Genomic DNA, 18,350 nt, shown 5'->3' on the forward strand with positions numbered 1-18,350 from the left:
TTTATTCCTCGTCCAACCCAGATAACCAGGTATCTTCTACATCGTTATTCTTGATTGCATCGCTTAAGCCCTGACGGTAATACGCTGCAAACTGGTCAAGCATTTTCAATTGCTGCATCGCTAAAAGTTGTGGTAGTGGCTTTAGCTTGCTTTGCCCTTGGATATCTAAAGCCATCAGTTTCCAAGCGACTGCATCAAGCTTTTTGGTGTCCCAGTCTTGAGCTTCACCCGCAAGCTGTACCATTTGAATTTGACTGGTTTGTCCACCTCGATAGTGAAAGCCAATAACACCAGCATCAACCGCTTCAGCTGGCTCCATTCTTGAGCGGTTCTCTGTCATCCGAAATGCCATCGTGCGCGTAAACGATCCCAAAATGCCATGGATGAATCGCTTATCACCAATACCCGCTAAGCGAGACTCTAAGTCAGCGAGCTTATCCAAATTTTTCTGCACGAGCTCATCTGTCGCTAACAAGTGCTTGCGACCTTCTTCTGTACGCAAATCTTGCTTAGCAATGTTAACGATGGCACTAAATCTTTCGGATACAATACTCGCTAATACAGGACCTTGAGGGTTCCACGGAAACAAGTGTTCTCGATAGCTGGACCAGAATTGAGCTATCACATTTTTTGTACGCTGGTACTCCTCAACGTGTTTTACATTACGATCCAATGGCGTCATTGCCCTATCCAAAAATAGTGGCGTATCTAATAGAATTAATTGACTAGGGTTTCCTTGCTTTAGCTGCTTCTCGACCAATTGATAGGCCTGGCGAATTTCCACCAAATCTAGACGTTTTCGTTGCGCTTCAAAATCGATATCATCCAACTCTGATACAGAATCGTTACTACCGGTCCCCACTTGGTTTTGTTCGATACACATATCTATGCGAACCGCACCAGACGCGTATATATAGCCGCCTAAGGCGTTTTTAATACAGGAATGGGTGGCAATCCCGGAGACCGTCAAGTCAATAACCTTTGGCCGTTCAACACGCTTAACGAGACCAGCACTTTTGAACAATGGTGCAACGGCAAGCACATCTCTGATTTGTTGTAACAATCGCCCTGCACTTCCCGGCAGACGGATTTGTGATTCAACCGCCAAAGATTGCGCTAAGTTTTGTTTTCTCATCGTGTTGCATCCTTTAGCTGTTCTGCGTAAAGCCAGTAAGCACTCTCTTTGAGTATTTCTAACCCCTCAGTGGTTAGCCCACTCGCGTTTACATATCCAATTGCTAACAATCGAGAAAAGCCCTCATCCATTTCATTCTCTGTAAACTGAAAAACTGGAAATGTTTGATTAGACAGATAGGCATTCAGTTCTCTCGCAGAGATCGCCTGCCATGCGTAAATACAGGCCATGATCGAGTAATCAGTCGCTACTAACTGGGTTGGTTCATTGTCGGCGTCAGTCTCGATAGCATCTGGTGTTCCCGCTAACCGGTCAAAGAACGCAAACCATTCCCGCACTAACTCAGTTTCATCAATTAGTGAGATTGACCATAATGGCAAACAAGTAACTGCAAACACTCCCGAGGCAGCATGATGTTTCAGGTAGCGAGTATTCGCCGCAGAAGCGCCCCAAAGATGACCCTGTGAACGATCACAAACACCTTGTCTACCTGCAATCTGCTGAGTTACCTCGGCCTCTAATCGTCGCGCCAATGGCGAATCAATAGAAGTCACTACCTCACTGAAGCCAATCTGCCAGTCTATATCCTCATCAATCATTCCGGAGGAGTAAGGGGGAAGCAACATCAACGTTCGTCCAGACAGCAACGCCCAATCGCGCCACTCTCTTTTATTAGCAGCTTCAAGCTGTTGAAAGTCTTTACCTAACATCAATACGCAACCTTGATGCGGTAATGTTTCAGTGACCGGCTCCGCACTAATTAGCGAACTTAAAAATCGCCCTCTGCGATGATTAGTCAGTGAAAGTGCTAAATAGAAAATCATTAAGCTCCTCCAAAGGTGATTTGAAGTTTAATGATTCCTTTGTCCACTAATTCACTTTGCTCCTGAGAAGTAAGACTCGGCTCTGAATTGCTGAGCATGAGCGAAGAAATTTCTACCCAACGATCAACTGAGATTGAGGTCCCCTGCAGTGCTTGCTCGGCAAGCTTGTGCCAAGCACGTTGACGGCATTCCAGCTCAATAGCCAATTCAGGCAGCGAAAGGTTAGCAACCTCTTCATCTTTAATCGTCGAAAGCGCAGGGCTACCTAACGCGATTAAAAGCGGTGTCACTTCCGGTCTTAGGGTTCGATTAGCCTTCTCAATCAGCCCATTGCGATAACTTTTTACTGCAGACTCAACACTATTCACTTTACCCATTAATACACCAAGCTGTGCAGTGATGGGCTTCATGAGTTTTACTGGTACATCTTTAATCGCTGAGAACTGCCCTGTTCGAGCGTCGGTTGAAAACTTCTCTCTGAATAGATCAACTTCTTCATCAAGGTCCTCCAATGCATCTTCGATATCACGTAAAGATTCTCGGTACATTAGAATCTTTTTGGGGTGATCAGCCTCCGGGTAATCAACAGGTAACATGTCACCAAGCTGAAACTTAATCTCAGAAAGCTTATTATCCAATTTGCCAAAATCAGCCTTTGTGTCTGCGAACATTTTAAGCAAGCTACGGTACGCCTGTACGATGTAGCCGCTAATATCGTCAAAGCTTCTTTGGCTGCCACTTCGGATGTCAACACCCACCTCTTTGGCCAAATCATCCAAACGACTAGAAACTTTATCTAATTGCAATGTGCGTAAGTAGAAGTTAAGCGTCTCTGTGGAGCCCTGATACTCTATTCGCTGTGTTTCAGTGACTTGTGACTGCTTAATTGCACCCTGAAGTATGTTGCTAATTGTTCCCAAAGAGAGCGTAAATAGCTTGCTTGGGAAAGGGGCTTGAGCTGCTGGCTCATCACTGATGTTCGATATAACATTGTCACACGCAACTTCGATTCGTTGCGCTGCTGTTTGTACAAACTGAGCAAACTGATATGCCTGTTCAATACGCGAATAAAGCGAACGAGAGTCGTCTTCCAATCGAATCCGTTGCTCCAAACGTAAGTCCGCGCTCGTCTCATGGATATCTCGCACTGCACGAATATGGTTAAGTACCTGATAACGTAAACGCAGCAGCTCTGGAAATGCATCAACAACAGCGCATAGCTCTGATTTGAGGTTTGTTTCCTTGTCGCTAATCTGAACCACCAGCTCAGCTGCCGCTTCCAAATGATTATGTGCTTTGGTGGTTTCAGTTCCATGCTTGCCCTGCATGCCGGCAAACAAGCCTGGGATCTTATCCTCTCCGAACACTTCTCTTAATGCTTCCACTCGCCCTTGATAGCTATCCACGCCTTTGCCATCAAACCAAGCTTTAGCAAAACCAAGCTCGCCATCTTCAATATCCGCGCGAGTAACCGGTAACCATTTTTCTTTTCTAGCTTGGCGATCTTCTATCTTCGCTAAGTTCAGTTGGCTGCAAAGCCACATCCAATCACTGAATACCGCTTTAGAAGATAAGCCTTGACTCGCTGGGGACCACAAATATCCCCAATACCACTTCTCTTGAGCGTCGTCCAATGTCCATGATTTGGCTTTTTTCGGGTTCGCTATCTCTGCCAAAAATGCAGGTACACGGGCCTGTGCCTGTGCAGGATGCTCAATGTCGCTAAAAAGACCAGCATGTTCGTTTGACTGATAGCCGCTTTGTAACACTTTACCGTTTAGTGATAAACGGCTGAACACCGCTCGAATATCTGCCGCATCAACACCATGCTCAGGCAAAATATCATTCAAGCTATTAACGTTGTTATCTTGGACCAGGAGTAAATGCCAAGCCTTAAAAAGCTTATTGCGATCATCATCATTAATACGCCCCGAAGGCTTAAGAGGCCAAGCGATCAAGCCACGATCATTTAGCCACTGTCGCCACTCATGAATTCGACTGTAGGTATAATCACGAATATTGTTTAAACGGTTCTTGAACTTTGAGGTAAACACCTGCTCATTAAGCTCAAAGCCCTCTTGCAGGCGTTGGTCGACACCAATTCTTTCAATCACATCAATTTCACTGGTGTTGAGATAATAGAGTAAGATGTTCTCTTTCAAATCGTCTTTAACACTGCCCTTGGCATAATCGTCCATCACCCCAATCGAGCCGGTAAATGCAACAACAGGCACACGCCCAATTGCCGCATATTGGCCTGTTATTTCATCGTTTAGACGTGTGAGTTCATCTTTACTATCTACCCAAGCAAACGCGGCTTTGCCCTGAGGATGAAGCTTTAAGCCCTCACAATACTGCAATCCAGAGCTTGCGCCTCGCCCTCCGCCCGCTTTAGTAAATTGGATAGCCAAGTTTTGCTTACTAACAAAGGCTTCTTGGTTGTAGTTCCAATCTCGATCCAATAAGCGAAATAACCCCAACAATCGAGTACGACGCCTTACAAGTGGTGAACGTTCCCATTCAGCCTTAAGCGCTGACATCGCTTTTTCATGACCGTCGGCATAGCCTACTTCACGGAAAATCATTGAGTTTTGTTGTTGAGAGCGATAACGCATGTCCAAACGAAGCAGCATCGCCACACTCGGGCCGATATGGGTTTTGTCTTCATCGTCTAACTGTTGTACATCACCAAAGAAACGTTTCCATAGTGCGTCAGCAGCAAATTCTGCAGCGGGGTGACTGTATAGCAGACTGATCAAGTGACGGAATTCTTGAACGTCTAGCGGTAGAAGAAAGGTATTTTCATCACCTGTTTCGTTAATGGCAAACGTGCGTAAATTCTGACGCAGGGCTTGAAGATTCAAGCCTTGATCTACGCTTGGGTAGAACCACTCATCACGATCACGGCGGAATTTTCCATCTTGCAATGCTTGGCGGCAATCAAGCATCGACCAGTCAACTTTACGATATAAGCTGACGATGGGCTCATCATATTCATTTTTCAGTGGCAATAACGCCAACAAATGTTGATGATCGACATCTAGCGCCTTAGGTAATTGAGCAAACAACAAATGACGTGCTTGTTTAAGAAGGGCTTTGTCCTCGGTTTGGATTCCACCAATCACATTATGATCCAAAACATGGCCAGAGATCCGCCCTGAATTTTGCAGGACTTGATCAAATAACTCCCCCACATTGCTAAACGCTTGGCTATTCCCTGCGAGCTTATCTAGCTCAACATCAATATTAGCCATCACCACGTTGAACCAACCAAAGTTAGCACCGCTCATGGCATAAGCCGCTTCAACTAGACCTATCGGATATTGATGACGTAGCTTGTTACCCTCTTGCAGCTTAGCGACATAATCTGATACATCAGCAAAGGCATTATTTTCGAGTTCCACTAGCTCAAAACGACGCGCCGTCGATTGAATTTCTCGCAGCTGCTGCCCCAATAGCGGGGAACAAAGTGCGACATAGCGCAACCATGGCAATTTACGGCGCGGGTCTTCTTCTTTAATCGCTTTACCAATCAAACGAATGGCCTCTCCATCCAGTTGGCAAGCATCGTCCCTATCAATGCCGTATGTAGCGGCCTCTGCCACTGTCTCTAGCTCATCAAGCACAATCAAGATGTATTGAATACCAAACTTTTGAAGGTATTGATAAGCCGAGTCAACCAATTGGGTGACTGTAATAGTGTTGCCATTCTCATCTTGAGCTTGATCGTAATACAGCTCCTCATCAGAAAAAGCGCGATCAAGCATTAACCGATTCGCTAACTCTGAAGTTTCAAAACCAAACGGCTCAATACGTTGCAGTGCCTGTTTAGCGATACTTGATTGAATAGAGCCATCAAACTGCTTTGTCGCCAACGGGATCAACGCTTGATATAAACCATAGGCAAACCAGTTATCGGTGTTTTGAAACTTTGACACAATTTGCGAGTAGCGGATATATAAGCCTAAGTACTCGTCTCGCTTACTCTCATCATCAAAGAGTTCAGCGTTTTCTAGCTCACCGCTGCCATTGCGCACGTACCAACCTTTAGAGCAATCATTGATCTGTGCAATTAACTCATAACCCAAACGAGACTTACCTCGGCCCCACTCGCCTTCAACGGCAAACACGTGAGCGAATTTATCGTCTTCATGGTCAATGGTTTTGATAAAGGTGCGATATCGATTAAAAAATTTACTTTGCCCAACAAGCGGGTCTTTTGACGGATAATCCGAAACACCTGTTGCCGCCCAGTTATGTTGTTCTGTCAGCGCTTTCCAAACATCTTGAGATTCATTGATAGCATTATTTTTTGTCATTATGTTACATCCTTTAAAAGCTGCGCTGAGGTATTACTCGTATTATTTAAATGAGCCTGGCTGATAAGCGACTCTTGCTCTTGTCGCCAACGCAATGCTTGGGTGCGAATCGCCTCTCGCAATCTTTTTCCATACAGAGCAAAAGCACGTTGGCCTTTCATTCGATAACAGGCATCAGCAAACTGCGGATTAATTTGGTAGTAATCCAGCTCACCGCTTATGCCGTCTCGATGTTGCCAAACTTGGCGTTTAATCAATAGCTCAATCACATCGCCCAGCTGTTGGTCAAGCTCTTGAGTGCTGATAGCAGCCGGGAATAACGCCATAGATAATTCAGCCAAGATCCGCGAAACAAACTGAGCCAAGCTACCGCACAGCACCTCATCACCCTCTCGGTTTAGCACCAACACCTGCACCAAACTAGGTTTATAGCCACTTTGACCAGCGGGCAGTTCAAGCATTAAACCGCCCAGCCCTTCACTTGACCATATATCCTGCTCATAGGTGATAGCCGCAAGCAGCAATGCCCAAGGCGAACTAAGCACCCAATCGAGCGCTAAATCACTTCGGGTCTTAGTTGCATCTAGGGGGAGATTATCAAATGCCTGTTGGTCAAAATCATTTTGCCCTCTCTTTTGTTGCCCAAGCTTATGATGATCACTGCCATCTGATTGACTGGTCTCGGGTGAACGAGAAGATGAGTGAGATGAAGGGAGCGAAACCAACAAATACGGGTTGTATTTAACCTTGGCTTTAGGCACCGGCAACAAGCGTCCTTTTACCCAATCAATATCTGGGCGCTGACCTTGTAATGCGGTTGATGCAATCGCGGGCAAGGCTTGTCCGCGCCATAAACTCAATTGATAAGCAGTGGTTAATACGCGCGTTAAAATAGGTAGCGCGCTGATACTGTCTGCTTGGGTACCCAATAGCTCACGTTCAATCACGCTATAGGGTGTCGCGCTCAAAGAGGCCCCGGCAAGTGAAGCCTCTACCCACTTGCTGGCGGCGCCAAGCTGGTGGATACGCTCAACCAATTGCAGTGGATCGCTCAGCTCAGACGCCTCTTGGCAGCGCGCCGCTATCAGGTTTAACCAGGGCTGACGGAATCGACTGTCACAAGCTAACACAGCCGCCACCAGCTGTGAACTTGAACCAAGCTCAGTCACACCATCAAGTAGCCGCTGACTGGCTACCCAATGTTTGCCATCATCACACGGGTAAGCCAAGCCAGTAAGCAACTCGCGAACGGCTTTCTCTTGAATAATGGCGCAACCACTTTCCAATAAACGTTCTAGCGGTCTGACCACGCTGGCCAATAAGAAGTTTTCGCTTTGCAGCAATTCGACACTCAAGACGTGTGATAATGACTGGTCCATTAGACCTCCGCTATCGAGTCTTCAGCGTCAAGCGCTTGTTCGGCTTGTTCTAACAGGTCATAGAGCTGCTCGATATCGTCAAAAAGTGGGTCACCTTCACCATCCACACCCTCAGCTGTCATACGTTCAAGTAACGCGCGATCCAATGAGTCATCGCCAGCTTCTAGTGCTTGCTGAGCGGAAACTATTTCAGCTTCACTTACAATCCCTTCTATGAGGTTTTCTACCAAGTGTTTAGCTAGATTGGTTAGCTTGTACGACAATCTTATTGAATATCTAGCATTTGATAGTTTATTAGCCAGCTCATCTTCTAGACTGTCATTCAACCGAGGAATCAATACCTTTGCAAGATCCGTTAATGAAGTGTGTTCTACCGTAGTCTTCACAGCCCACTGATTTAACTGAAGCTGTCCTTCAGGTCGATTTAGCCAATGAGTTAGTAACTCCGCACGAATTCCGTTGACTGCAAGCATTGCTACACGCTGGTTAATTAACATTGGTAACTCTTCAGGGATACAAAATTGGGCTTTAAAGTAGCCATCCATCCCTAAGACAATCATTCCTTCTTTTGCATGGTAGTTTGCTGCTTCATCATAAGTATGCTGGGTTATACCGATATCTAAACCTTTAAAACCTTCCTCAGCAATATTTCGAATTCTGACTAGTGGGATAGCAAAGTTTTCTTCAACAAAGTCATTACTTGATACTGGACAACCAGATGAAAAAATCACTAATTTCGATAATTTGTCATGGTCTAATGATTCAATACTGTCGACTAAATCAACAACATTGGATCTATAAGGCCTAGGGTCTAGTCGATCACCTAAGATCGATTTCTTTGCGTAACTAAACATGTCCGGTTTAGCATGTATGGGTAGTGCTAAATCGTCGAGCACAGAATTTACATCAGCTTTAAGCTGCTTCGCCCAAGCCCTCAAACGCTCTGCTTGGCGGACTTTTTCACCTATGTATTTTTGGGCTGAAGAATGACAAATTCGAACAGGTGTACACCTTACATGTTCGTTAACCATGTTTATTTGGCCAGTACTACCTGCGACACCCTGCTCCAATGCCCTCTCTGCATAGAAGCTACGAAGATAGGCCACTAAATAACCCTCATCGATCAGTTTGTTGGGTGACATTTTCGCAATATGCTGATTTGTTATTGGCAGGTCATCCCCGTAATAAACCGATACTCTCCCAATACTGCCAGCTCCGGTCAGATTAATAAGTAAATCACCCTTACCAACTTGTACTTTCGCTAGATCATTGATGCTCGATACATCAGCCCAATCGGCAGGAGAAGTATCGGCAATAAGATCTTGAACATTTTTAGTTTTCAAGCATGGGTAAGTACCATCGTACTTCGGATGAGGCCCAGGGCTTATCACATTAGAAACAAGTGATTGCAATGTACGCCATTCACCCTCTTTGATTTTATGGACAGCCGCAGTCACAGCAGGTCTATATGACTGCGCCGAAAGCAATAATCCAATTTCGTCAGGGTTCACTCTGTTTACGTGATAGGAGCCTCTTAGTTTATCAACACTCATCACTCACCTCGCTTATAAGCAGCGACGATTGGGTCTAAGTCATTACTTACACCAGCGGCATAGTCTTCAATGTTGTTCTTCACCAAGTAACCTAAGGTTTCTGCAACTGCCATAAATACATCGGTTTGCGGCTCTGGCAAAAACTGCTCTGGGTTCTTTTCGCTCGCGGGGCGCTTTTGCAGGTAAAGGATTGAGGTTTTTGCACCTGTACCAGAAAGCTTAAAGGTATCGGATGGTAGTGAAACCACGGCTTTTACAATGGCTTTACCGTCGCTGAACTCACCGGTTTTTTCATCTTTCTTACCCATGATGTATTCACGAACATAACGGTCGCCCGAGTTACACAAGATACCGTCTGGCAATACAATCATTAAACGGCCACCAGGTTTAAGAAGCTGCAAACAGCGATCGATAAACAGAACGGCTGGGTCAATCGAACCACCTTTAACTGGCTTCCACTCGCCATTTTTACTTGGTTTGCTGCCGAGAGCTAAGCCCGATACCGTCGGGAACAGCTCGTATTTAGGCTTCTTACCCGTAGACACATTACGTAAATCGGTACGGAAACCCGCCCAAACTGGCGAACCATCTTCGTTTAGTTCCAGTGGGCCAGTGTCTTCCCACGTCATTTTGGTGTAGTCGTAGTAGGCGTTGTAGGAATCGACAACCTCTTCAGCAGGGCGGAATCCACCCAACACTTGCTCCATATCCGCTTCATACGCTTTTTTCGACTCTTTACCACGTTTATCCGATTTAAACTTAGGGGTACCAAATGGCGGGTTGGTACAGATCAAGTCAAAACTATTTGGCTTTAGCGACGGTGTGGTTAGTGAGTTACCTGTATAGAAGATTTTTGCTTTTGGTGCGCCTTGCAGCGCCATATTCACACGTGCCAGCATCACCATACGCGGCGCAGCATCTGCCCCCACAAAGCCATTTTCCAGTAAGTGGTTAAATTGCTGTTCGCGCTCTTGATCTGATAGACCTGCGACCGTATGCAGGAAGTTTTTGACGCGGCTTAACGCCACAGAACCAAAGCCGTAAGAACCACATGTAGGGTCACAGAAGCGGAACTGGCCGGAGGTGATTTGCGCGACGGCATTAGTATCGTTTTCGATGTCATGGAAAACCATATCCAGCATTGCATCTTTTACTGGCTTCGGCGTTAGGTAAATACCCAAACCGCCTTTAGATTCAAAGTTCGCACGCAGGAAGACATCGAACACACGGCCCAGGAAGTCAGCTGAAACGTCGGCCAATGTGCCTTGACGAGTTTCACCGCTTTTCTCATCTGTGAACGGGCCTAAGTCTTGAATCGCTTTTAACAGGGTTTCGTAGTTGCGCGGCTTTTCTAAACGCAGGTGAGTTTTGGCATCAAATATTGGATTTGCTTCGCCCGCATCGTTAACAACAACATAGTCCGGATGTGATTTGAAATGGTCAAATGCAGCTTGGATCAGCTCAACGGCGTCTTCACCATGAGCTTGTAAATATTGGTAAGTAAAGATTTCTGGTAGCTGGTAAGTCTTACCCTTGTACTCAAAACCAAGGTCGCTATCTTTTTTGTGATGAACTCGGAATGACTCTAAGAACAGAATCTTCGCTACTTCCTCAATAATATCGTTTTTGTCCGACACCTTATCTTTAACGGTTTGGTAGACCTGCTCATGAAAGGCGTCAAGATCTTGCATTAGGTTACGGTATACCATAGCTGACCAAGCCAAGTTTTGCTCTCCACTCAAGCGTTCGTAATCGCGAATAAGCTCAATACCTGGAATTTCAGGTACCGCTTGGCTAAAGCCCTTAAATTCGTAGCTACGCTGGTTGTTCGCATCTGCCAAACAGATAAACGCTGGCCACTGACTCTCGTCACCAAGCATGTCGTTTTCACCCAGCAGCTCAAACACTAGCGCATCTAACGATTCTGGCTCTGAGTAATGCCAGTTATTATCACTAAGCACCAATAACAAAATCTTTGGAGTTTGGTTACCTTCAACAATGCCCCAAACAAGCTCTGCTTGATAAAAGTCTTGTGTAGCCTCTAACGGTAACGACTCACTAAATTGACGAAATTGTTTGCGAACTGATGTATAAATTGGAGCGAGTTCTGTAGCATTACTCATTATTCTTTTCCTAATACATGCCTCTTTCTTAGAGGCTATCTATTGAGCCAAGCTCAATATTCGAATTGATTTACAACAAGACAGGGCTAATCAAGCAAGCTTAATTAAGGGCCCCATCATGGTTAATTTGGGGTGTTCTTGCACCGCGCTTTTCAGCATGCCTTCTGTGGCGACGATATGGCTGGGCAGCTTACTGAGCGCTAGCTTTACCGGTAACGGGCGCTTCAGCTCGACGACCAAATCTAGCAAGATGTCTCCTAAGTTTTGGCTACTGTTATCCGCCGTAGATCTCCCTTCGGTTCGAAGAGAAAATAGGCCAGAATTCGCCTCTCTCACTACTGCTGACTGGCAGTTTAGCCATAACGACAACTGACTCTTCTGCCAGCCTAACTCTTGCCAAATATGGCTTTGTTTTGACCAGATATCGTCAAGAGCTTGTGGTTGACTCGTCAGGCCATCAAGGGTCTGTTGCAGCGCTTGCCGTAACTCGTTGTCAGTTAACATGGTTCACCTCGTCTAGATTTGGATGAACACTGCTATACACTTGTGCCATCTGTGTTTTTATCTGCTTCATCTCTGCCAGTGCTTGGCTTTGCTTTTTCAAGATATTGTCTAATTCATTGTGCCAACGCGTCGCCAGCTCACTGGTTAACGGTGGAAACGTCACCTTGGCAAGATCGGATAAGTTGATAAAGGCTTGCACACTGCCACTGACTAATTGAGACATTTGCCATTTGATTAGCGGCGTTTCCAACAGCAAGGTGTACGCCCCTGCATACTGGTGGAAAAACAGCGTTGCCAAATGCTCACTTGCCAGCGTATCTTGAGGCAAATTTTCGTTTATCCACAATACCTTACTTTCTCGCGCAAATGTTGAGAGCAGCACATCATTTTTTTGTACTAAACGCTTTTTAACTCGGCTGAGCTTAATCGTTTCGTCATGGTTTGAGTCGACCAGGGTAAGGTCATCAGACACTCGAAAGTTCGGCTTTAAATCTTTAATTTTAAGTAACTGATACCGTTCTGGCAGTGCTTGCTCTTGTTTCGGTTCAATAACAGCAAGTTCAGATAGATATTGGCCGCCGTTAGCGGATAGTTGATGGGTTACTTTATTGTGCTCTGAGTAACCAAAATCTAAACGCTCACTTAAGTCTTCAGATTTGAACCATGCCGCCTTTACCCTATTCTCATTCCACGAGATGGATAAGTTATCTAAGAAATCAGTTACCCAGGCTGAAACCTGTTCGCGCAGGTCTCGCAGCGACATTTGACTAAAGTAAAGCCGTTCTAAACACGAAAGGTAGCGCTCAGAAAGAGGAGTAAATTCATCAGGGGTTGGCGCTAAAGGCATATTCTTTAACTGCGACAGGCCCACACGAACCAGCTCGTCTTTTCGAATTCTGTTCTCTAGGTAGTCAACGTATAGAGGTTGCTGCAAGCAATAGGTTAACCAAAGCGCATCTTGGCGGTTTAAGCCACGTACGATTGCCATGTTGGCATCAATCGGATGTTGTCGATCAAACTCAGAAACATAAGCTGCAGATGCACTGCCGACCCTGCGTATTACAACGTCAGAAGGCTTAACGCAAGACTCGAATGAAAGTATCGGTGTTTGGTACTGACTACTCTCCGGATTCAACCTCATGTCAGCAACATGCCTCATTCGGTAATAGCGCTCTCCCACCAGAGTAGTTTCAATATCTATCGCTAGTTTCCTTGTTTCCTCATCAACCAATTTTGGCTGGTATTTGAGGGTTATAGGATCTCTTTTACTGGTATCCAGCAAAGAAACATTTGCCATATACCACTCTGATTCTGGGCTTTCGCTAAATCGCCAACCATCAACAAACTTGACTTTATGGTCCTTCAACTGTGCCCATTGTTTTTGTTTTGCAAGCACGGGAAGAATAGCCGCCTTTGACAGGTGATAATCAGCCCGCCAGTCCGTCGCCTCTTCAAACTCTTCTTTTGGTATTTTTTTAATACTAACGGCCTGCATAGTGCCCCCGATGCTTTTCTTATTTATGTACCTTAGTCGAACCGCCTGAAAAAATCAACAAATTAACATGCGAGTCAAAAGCGATGAGCAAAAAAACAAAACCAACCACAAAGCAACCTGAAATTTCAACTTGCGAGTTCAAAGCGAAAAAATAAAAATATTTCAAATTCACTGTTGACAGAATGCACAATCATGTTCAGTATACAAATGAAATCGCAAATTTGCGAGTCCAAAGCGAAAATAAATTTATTATTAGAAGGAGCAGCCATGCTTAAAGTTACACCACTATCGATATACCTATTAAAATCTGAAGAGAGCTCAAATACTTCAGCAATCAAACTCAATGATGCGAAAAGCCATAATGTTGAGATAGAAGGGACCACCAGTACGTTACATGTTCAAATACCTACTTCTAATCCCCCTGCTTTTACAGGATTATTTCATGCAGACAATCAGTTAAATGATGTCGATTTTGGCACTAATCAATCAACAGGAGCTGTATTAGAGGTACGCCATGCAGGCAAGACTTTTTTCATAGCCTTTGGAACTGGCTATCACATGCTAGAAATGAGTTGCATGGTTCCAGACTTCGGATTAAGAACAGCCCTCAACCTTGTAGAACGTAAAGATATCCGCGGAATTGATACAGCATCAAATAAACACACTCCACTGAACAACCGTATTCAAAGCGGTTTAGGTATTAAAGTATCTGATTTTCCAATTGATATAGACGAAGATTTCCTGTCTGCAATCGAAGGAGCCAGTAGTGAAAAAATATTTGGTTCTCGTGTAGCAGGCCGAAGAAAGGCTCTACGAATCAACTATAAAGGGACCTTAAATGACCTTCCATCGCTATTGCTTCGAGCATATTTAAAATATTGTGAGGAATTACCTAATGAATTTAAATGGGTGGACAATATTCGCGAAGTGACTGAAAGCTCAGTCACTACTTCTCTAGATATTGAGCTCATAAAGTGTTTAGTCAATTTATATAAAAACGGACCAACAACAGGCGATAACCTAATGCTAATCGCTCCTGAAGTATATGAATCAGAGCAGATCACAGGCTTTAGCTATGGGGCAAGAAATAAGGAGCGCTCGAATCTTTTATGTTTGGAGCGATACTTAAGCTACATAATGCAAAAAGAGAATCAATTAAACCTCAAGCATTTACAGGTTACCCATAAAATATATGCTAAAGATGATAATCACATAACCTTAAAAAGATGGTCTGGCTACGAATGTATTTACTGTGAGCTTATTCACAACGGTAAACACTATGAACTACGAGCTGGTGTATGGTATGAAATAAATACTGACTTCGTTAAAGAAATCAATACCGTTATGGGGAGAATCCCTATTTATCCAGTAGCTTTACCTGAATACAACCATGATTCAGAAGGTGATTACAATAAAGATGTAGCTGCTAATGACACAAATATTGAATGCTTAGATACCAAAAATATCTATATTGGTGGTGGACCAAGTCGATTTGAATTCTGTGATTTAGTAAATTTAAACAATGGCCATGACAAGTTAACCGATTTAATTCATGTGAAGCATTATACTTCGTCGGCAACTTTGAGCCACCTGTTCAGTCAAGGTATTGTTTCAGCTGAAATATTTAGGGCTAGCGAAGTAGCTCGTCAAAAATTATATACAAACCACCCTGGTGTTATGCCGCTAACAGACCCAAAGGTTATGCCTAACACTGATGAGTATCGAGTAGTTTATGCTATCTATGATATTGCAGAACTACCAACAAAACTGCCTTTTTTCTCTAAGGTTAATTTGAAAAATGCTTACAACCGCTTGAAGGTTTTAGGTTATGAAGTGGCATTAGCTCATATAAAAGTTTCGTCAGATAAAATGGCTAGTCTAAAATACAAAGGCCAAGCAAATAAAAAACAAGTAAGTGCGGCAGCTTAACAGAAGTTTACCTAGGGATTTGGGCTTAATTTAAGAGTGTTAGGCCCCCTTATTAATTTGCATCTCTCGCAGCCACCTTTGCCAAAATCCAATCTTCTACCTCACCCTCAACCCAAGCTACAGAATTTGCACCTAATGAAACGCTTTTAGGAAATTCATCTTTAGCCATGAATCTGTAAACAGTTGCTCTGCTTAAGCCTGTGATATTTAGTACTTCTGATAATTTAATTAACCTGAGCTGCGCATAAGAAAATGAACTAAAAGCCCTTGTGGTGATCAGATCTTTCGACCAAGAAACATAAGATTACCAAGGACAAGGGCATGAATAACTTAGACGCAATTTTCGTAGATGTCGATGACTTTTGTTTATTGTTTGAACCTCAGTGGCTGGCACACTTGCTCGAAACAGGTGAAAAGCAGCGTATTAAGCCATCAAGGCTGAGTTCTAGCGAAGTTATGACTATTCTTATCGCCTTTCACCATTCAGGCTTTAGAGATTTTAAAACTTATTACACCAAGTTCGTTTGCCAATATTGGCGGTGTTATTTTCCTGATTTAGTCAGCTACACGCGAATGCTGAAGTTACTACAAACCGTATTACCAGCCCTATGCAGCTATCTAAAACAGCGATTTGCTAAGCCTACTGGGCTCGCATTTATTGACTCAACATCGCTGAAAGTTTGCCACAACATGCGTATCCCTCGTCATCAAGTATTTTCAGATGTTGCGAAGCGAGGCAAAGGGTCTATGGGGTGGTTCTATGGCTTCAAACTTCACCTGATCATGAATGATGAAGGTGGTTTGTTAGCGGTTAAAGTGACGGAGGGTAATGTGGATGATAGAAAGCCTGTTTTGGATATGGTTGATAATGTGACTGGTAGTTTGTATAGCGACAAAGGTTATGTATCAGCAAGCTTAAAGACTGAATTAGCTGAGCAAGGCATTGATTTTATTACAGGCCAGCGAAGCAATATGAGGCGCCAACCTATTTCAGGTTGGGATAAGGCAATGCTGTCAAAACGGTTCATTATTGAAACGGTGTTTGATCAACTCAAGAACATAACTCACATAGACCACACAAGGCACCGTAGCTGTGTTTCATTTATGGTGAACTTGATGGCAGGCCTCATCGCTTATACTTTTCAAGCAAAGAAACCAAGCATAAAGTGTACTAGCTCAGACTTGATCTGACAGTTACCCGTTTTTCAATCGGTGACTGTCAGTTTAGATTTGAGCTAAATTCTTCTCAGCTGTTAACACCAAGCGATTTTGTCGTACTTTAATTACCACCCGACTTTGTCGTAGTCGCTAATTACCAAGGGAAGTTGACGGTTATCTTTAACCGTGTTCTTTGAATGTTTTGTATAAGCATTTGAGGAGCGCTAAGGGTGATTGTTTTGAATTCTAAAGCTCAATTAACAGTTGATATCATTGCTAAAGTGGCAGAGCGTAAAATTACGATAGCTAATGCCGCTAAGCTCCTCAATAAATCCAAGCGTACTATTGAACGTTATTTGCAGCGTTACCGAAGCCAAGGTCTACAATTCGTTGTTCACGGGAATACAGGCAGCGAGCCAATTAATAAAACTCCAGATAGGCTTAAGCAGCAAGTTCAGTCGCTGATCCGCGAGAAATACTATGACCTGAACCTGTTGCACCTCGCCGAGATGCTAGAGGCTCACGAACACATTGTTGTTAAGCGCGAGACACTACGTAAGTGGGCACATGATATCCACCATGTAAAACGAGCCAAGCGTAGGCGTAGCCGTGTTCACAAACGCAGAGAGCGGATGGAAGCACTAGGACTAATGCTGCAAATGGACGGCAGTACACATCGTTGGTTCGGTGATAAAAAGTCGTGCTTAATCGCTATGATTGATGATGCTAACAGCGATATCCATGCAGAGTTTTTTCCGTCAGAAACGACTGAAGGGTGTATGAAAGTTATGCGCTCAGTTGTTGAGAAGTACGGCATGTTTAAAACGCTGTATGTGGATAGAGCAGGCATCTTCGGTGGACCTAAGCGTTGTAATTTCTCTCAGATGCAACGGGTCTGTGAGGAGTTAGGAATTGAAATCATCTTTGCCAGTTCTCCTCAAGGAAAAGGTCGTATTGAACGTGCCTTCGATACTCTGCAAGACAGGTTGATACCAGAGTTACGGCTCAACAATATTACTGACATGATGGGCGCTAATAGCTACCTCCAACACGTCTTCATCCCGCAGTTTTGGCGTAAAAACCTGATGGTAAAATCTAAAATATCAAACACCGAATATACGCCTGTATCACGCTACATCAATCTAGATGATATCTGCATCACCAAGGTCTACCGGAGGATCCGCAACGACCATACGTTTAGCTTCAAGGGAAAGCTCTACTTCATCGACTCACCGCTTAAGCACTCAATCGCTAACCAGAAAATTGAAATTCGTACGGGTAAAAATAAGCAGTTCGATGCGTACTTCGCTGGGCGAAAACTACAGGTAACCGAAGTCAAGGAGCCTGATAAGCTATCCTCTGAAGACTATGAAATCCAGAAGAAGCTTGATGTATTGGCACTGGCTGACAAGCTAGGAAATGTGGCAGAAGCTTCACGCCTAAGTGGTGTCTCCCGCGATACTATTTACCGCCATCGTAAGCTGATAAAACAAGGTGGGATCGAATCGTTAAAACGTCAGGAAACGCCAAATCTTCACCACAAAAATCGTACTGACAGAGCTATTGAGGAAGTCGTCATAGAATTCTCACTGGCTAACCCACACATGGGACAATCCAAAGTGTCACGACTGCTCAAATCTGAAAAAAACGTCGACATACATGCCAGCGGCGTTCGCAATATCTGGCTAAGAGAAAATATGAATACTACTGCGTTACGGTTAGCAAAACTTGCCGAAACTCGGCAACATTGATAGTGTGATTACGTCAAAATCGCTTGGTACTTATACCGTCAGTATCCCTTGGTAATCACACTAATTCACATAAAGGTTACTCGGCTTTAGTTCTTATACAGATCTCATATATGGTCTCCTCCCTTATTGCAAGGTTTCTTTAGTAAATAACAGGGACAGGGTTGCTGTCATATATACGGT

General features: G+C 44.1%; 12 protein-coding genes. 3 read left to right on the plus strand and 9 right to left on the minus strand.

Annotated features, from left to right (window positions below):
- Position 1: 1 nt before the first annotated feature.
- The 8 genes from NO992_RS18315 to NO992_RS18350 all read right to left on the minus strand — a co-directional run bounded on the left by NO992_RS18315 (position 2) and on the right by NO992_RS18350 (position 13,332).
- Positions 2-1,135, minus strand: coding sequence for a hypothetical protein (locus NO992_RS18315; RefSeq protein ID WP_371379689.1), 1,134 nt, complete (start codon positions 1,133-1,135; stop codon positions 2-4).
- Entirely contained in the window at positions 1,132-1,959 is an 828-nt protein-coding gene (locus tag NO992_RS18320) for a hypothetical protein (protein WP_371379692.1), read from the minus strand. Before NO992_RS18320 ends, NO992_RS18315 begins: the two co-directional genes overlap by 4 nt.
- Positions 1,959-6,278, minus strand: a complete 4,320-nt coding sequence (locus NO992_RS18325) for a hypothetical protein (RefSeq protein ID WP_371379695.1) — start codon at positions 6,276-6,278, stop codon at positions 1,959-1,961. The genes NO992_RS18320 and NO992_RS18325 overlap by 1 nt, the downstream gene beginning before the upstream one ends.
- Entirely contained in the window at positions 6,278-7,657 is a 1,380-nt protein-coding gene (locus NO992_RS18330; protein ID WP_371379698.1) for a hypothetical protein, read from the minus strand. Before NO992_RS18330 ends, NO992_RS18325 begins: the two co-directional genes overlap by 1 nt.
- Positions 7,657-9,210, minus strand: a complete 1,554-nt coding sequence (locus NO992_RS18335) for a hypothetical protein (RefSeq protein WP_371379700.1) — start codon at positions 9,208-9,210, stop codon at positions 7,657-7,659. The genes NO992_RS18330 and NO992_RS18335 overlap by 1 nt, the downstream gene beginning before the upstream one ends.
- On the minus strand, positions 9,210-11,333 hold the full coding sequence (locus NO992_RS18340) for a class I SAM-dependent DNA methyltransferase (protein WP_371379703.1): 2,124 nt from the start codon (positions 11,331-11,333) through the stop codon (positions 9,210-9,212). Before NO992_RS18340 ends, NO992_RS18335 begins: the two co-directional genes overlap by 1 nt.
- A 90-nt stretch (positions 11,334-11,423) precedes the next feature.
- Complete coding sequence (locus tag NO992_RS18345; protein WP_371379707.1) at positions 11,424-11,837, minus strand: hypothetical protein; 414 nt, start codon at positions 11,835-11,837, stop codon at positions 11,424-11,426.
- Positions 11,827-13,332 (minus strand): hypothetical protein, encoded by a 1,506-nt coding sequence (locus NO992_RS18350; RefSeq protein WP_371379710.1) that lies wholly within the window; start codon positions 13,330-13,332, stop codon positions 11,827-11,829. Before NO992_RS18350 ends, NO992_RS18345 begins: the two co-directional genes overlap by 11 nt.
- Before the next feature lie 267 nt (positions 13,333-13,599).
- Here NO992_RS18350 and NO992_RS18355 point away from each other — a divergent pair, with 267 nt between their 5' ends.
- A complete protein-coding gene (locus NO992_RS18355; RefSeq protein WP_371379713.1) occupies positions 13,600-15,261 on the plus strand; it encodes a TIGR04141 family sporadically distributed protein in 1,662 nt (553 codons plus the stop codon).
- Positions 15,262-15,313: 52 nt separating this feature from the next.
- On the opposite strand, the gene NO992_RS18360 is transcribed toward NO992_RS18355, so the two are convergent.
- Positions 15,314-15,541, minus strand: a complete 228-nt coding sequence (locus NO992_RS18360; RefSeq protein WP_371379722.1) for an AlpA family transcriptional regulator — start codon at positions 15,539-15,541, stop codon at positions 15,314-15,316.
- A 41-nt stretch (positions 15,542-15,582) separates the two neighbouring features.
- On the opposite strand from NO992_RS18360, the gene NO992_RS18365 reads away from it, so the two are divergent.
- The gene (locus NO992_RS18365; RefSeq protein WP_371379716.1) at positions 15,583-16,452 is read left to right on the plus strand and encodes an IS982 family transposase; all 870 of its coding nucleotides are present in this window, start codon (positions 15,583-15,585) and stop codon (positions 16,450-16,452) included.
- Between the two features lie 197 nt (positions 16,453-16,649).
- Positions 16,650-18,170, plus strand: coding sequence for an ISNCY family transposase (locus NO992_RS18370; RefSeq protein ID WP_371379719.1), 1,521 nt, complete (start codon positions 16,650-16,652; stop codon positions 18,168-18,170).
- Positions 18,171-18,350 lie beyond the last annotated feature (180 nt).

Source organism: Pseudoalteromonas sp. DY56-GL79, assembly GCF_041414765.1.
Classification (GTDB): Bacteria; Pseudomonadota; Gammaproteobacteria; order Enterobacterales; family Alteromonadaceae; genus Pseudoalteromonas; species Pseudoalteromonas piscicida.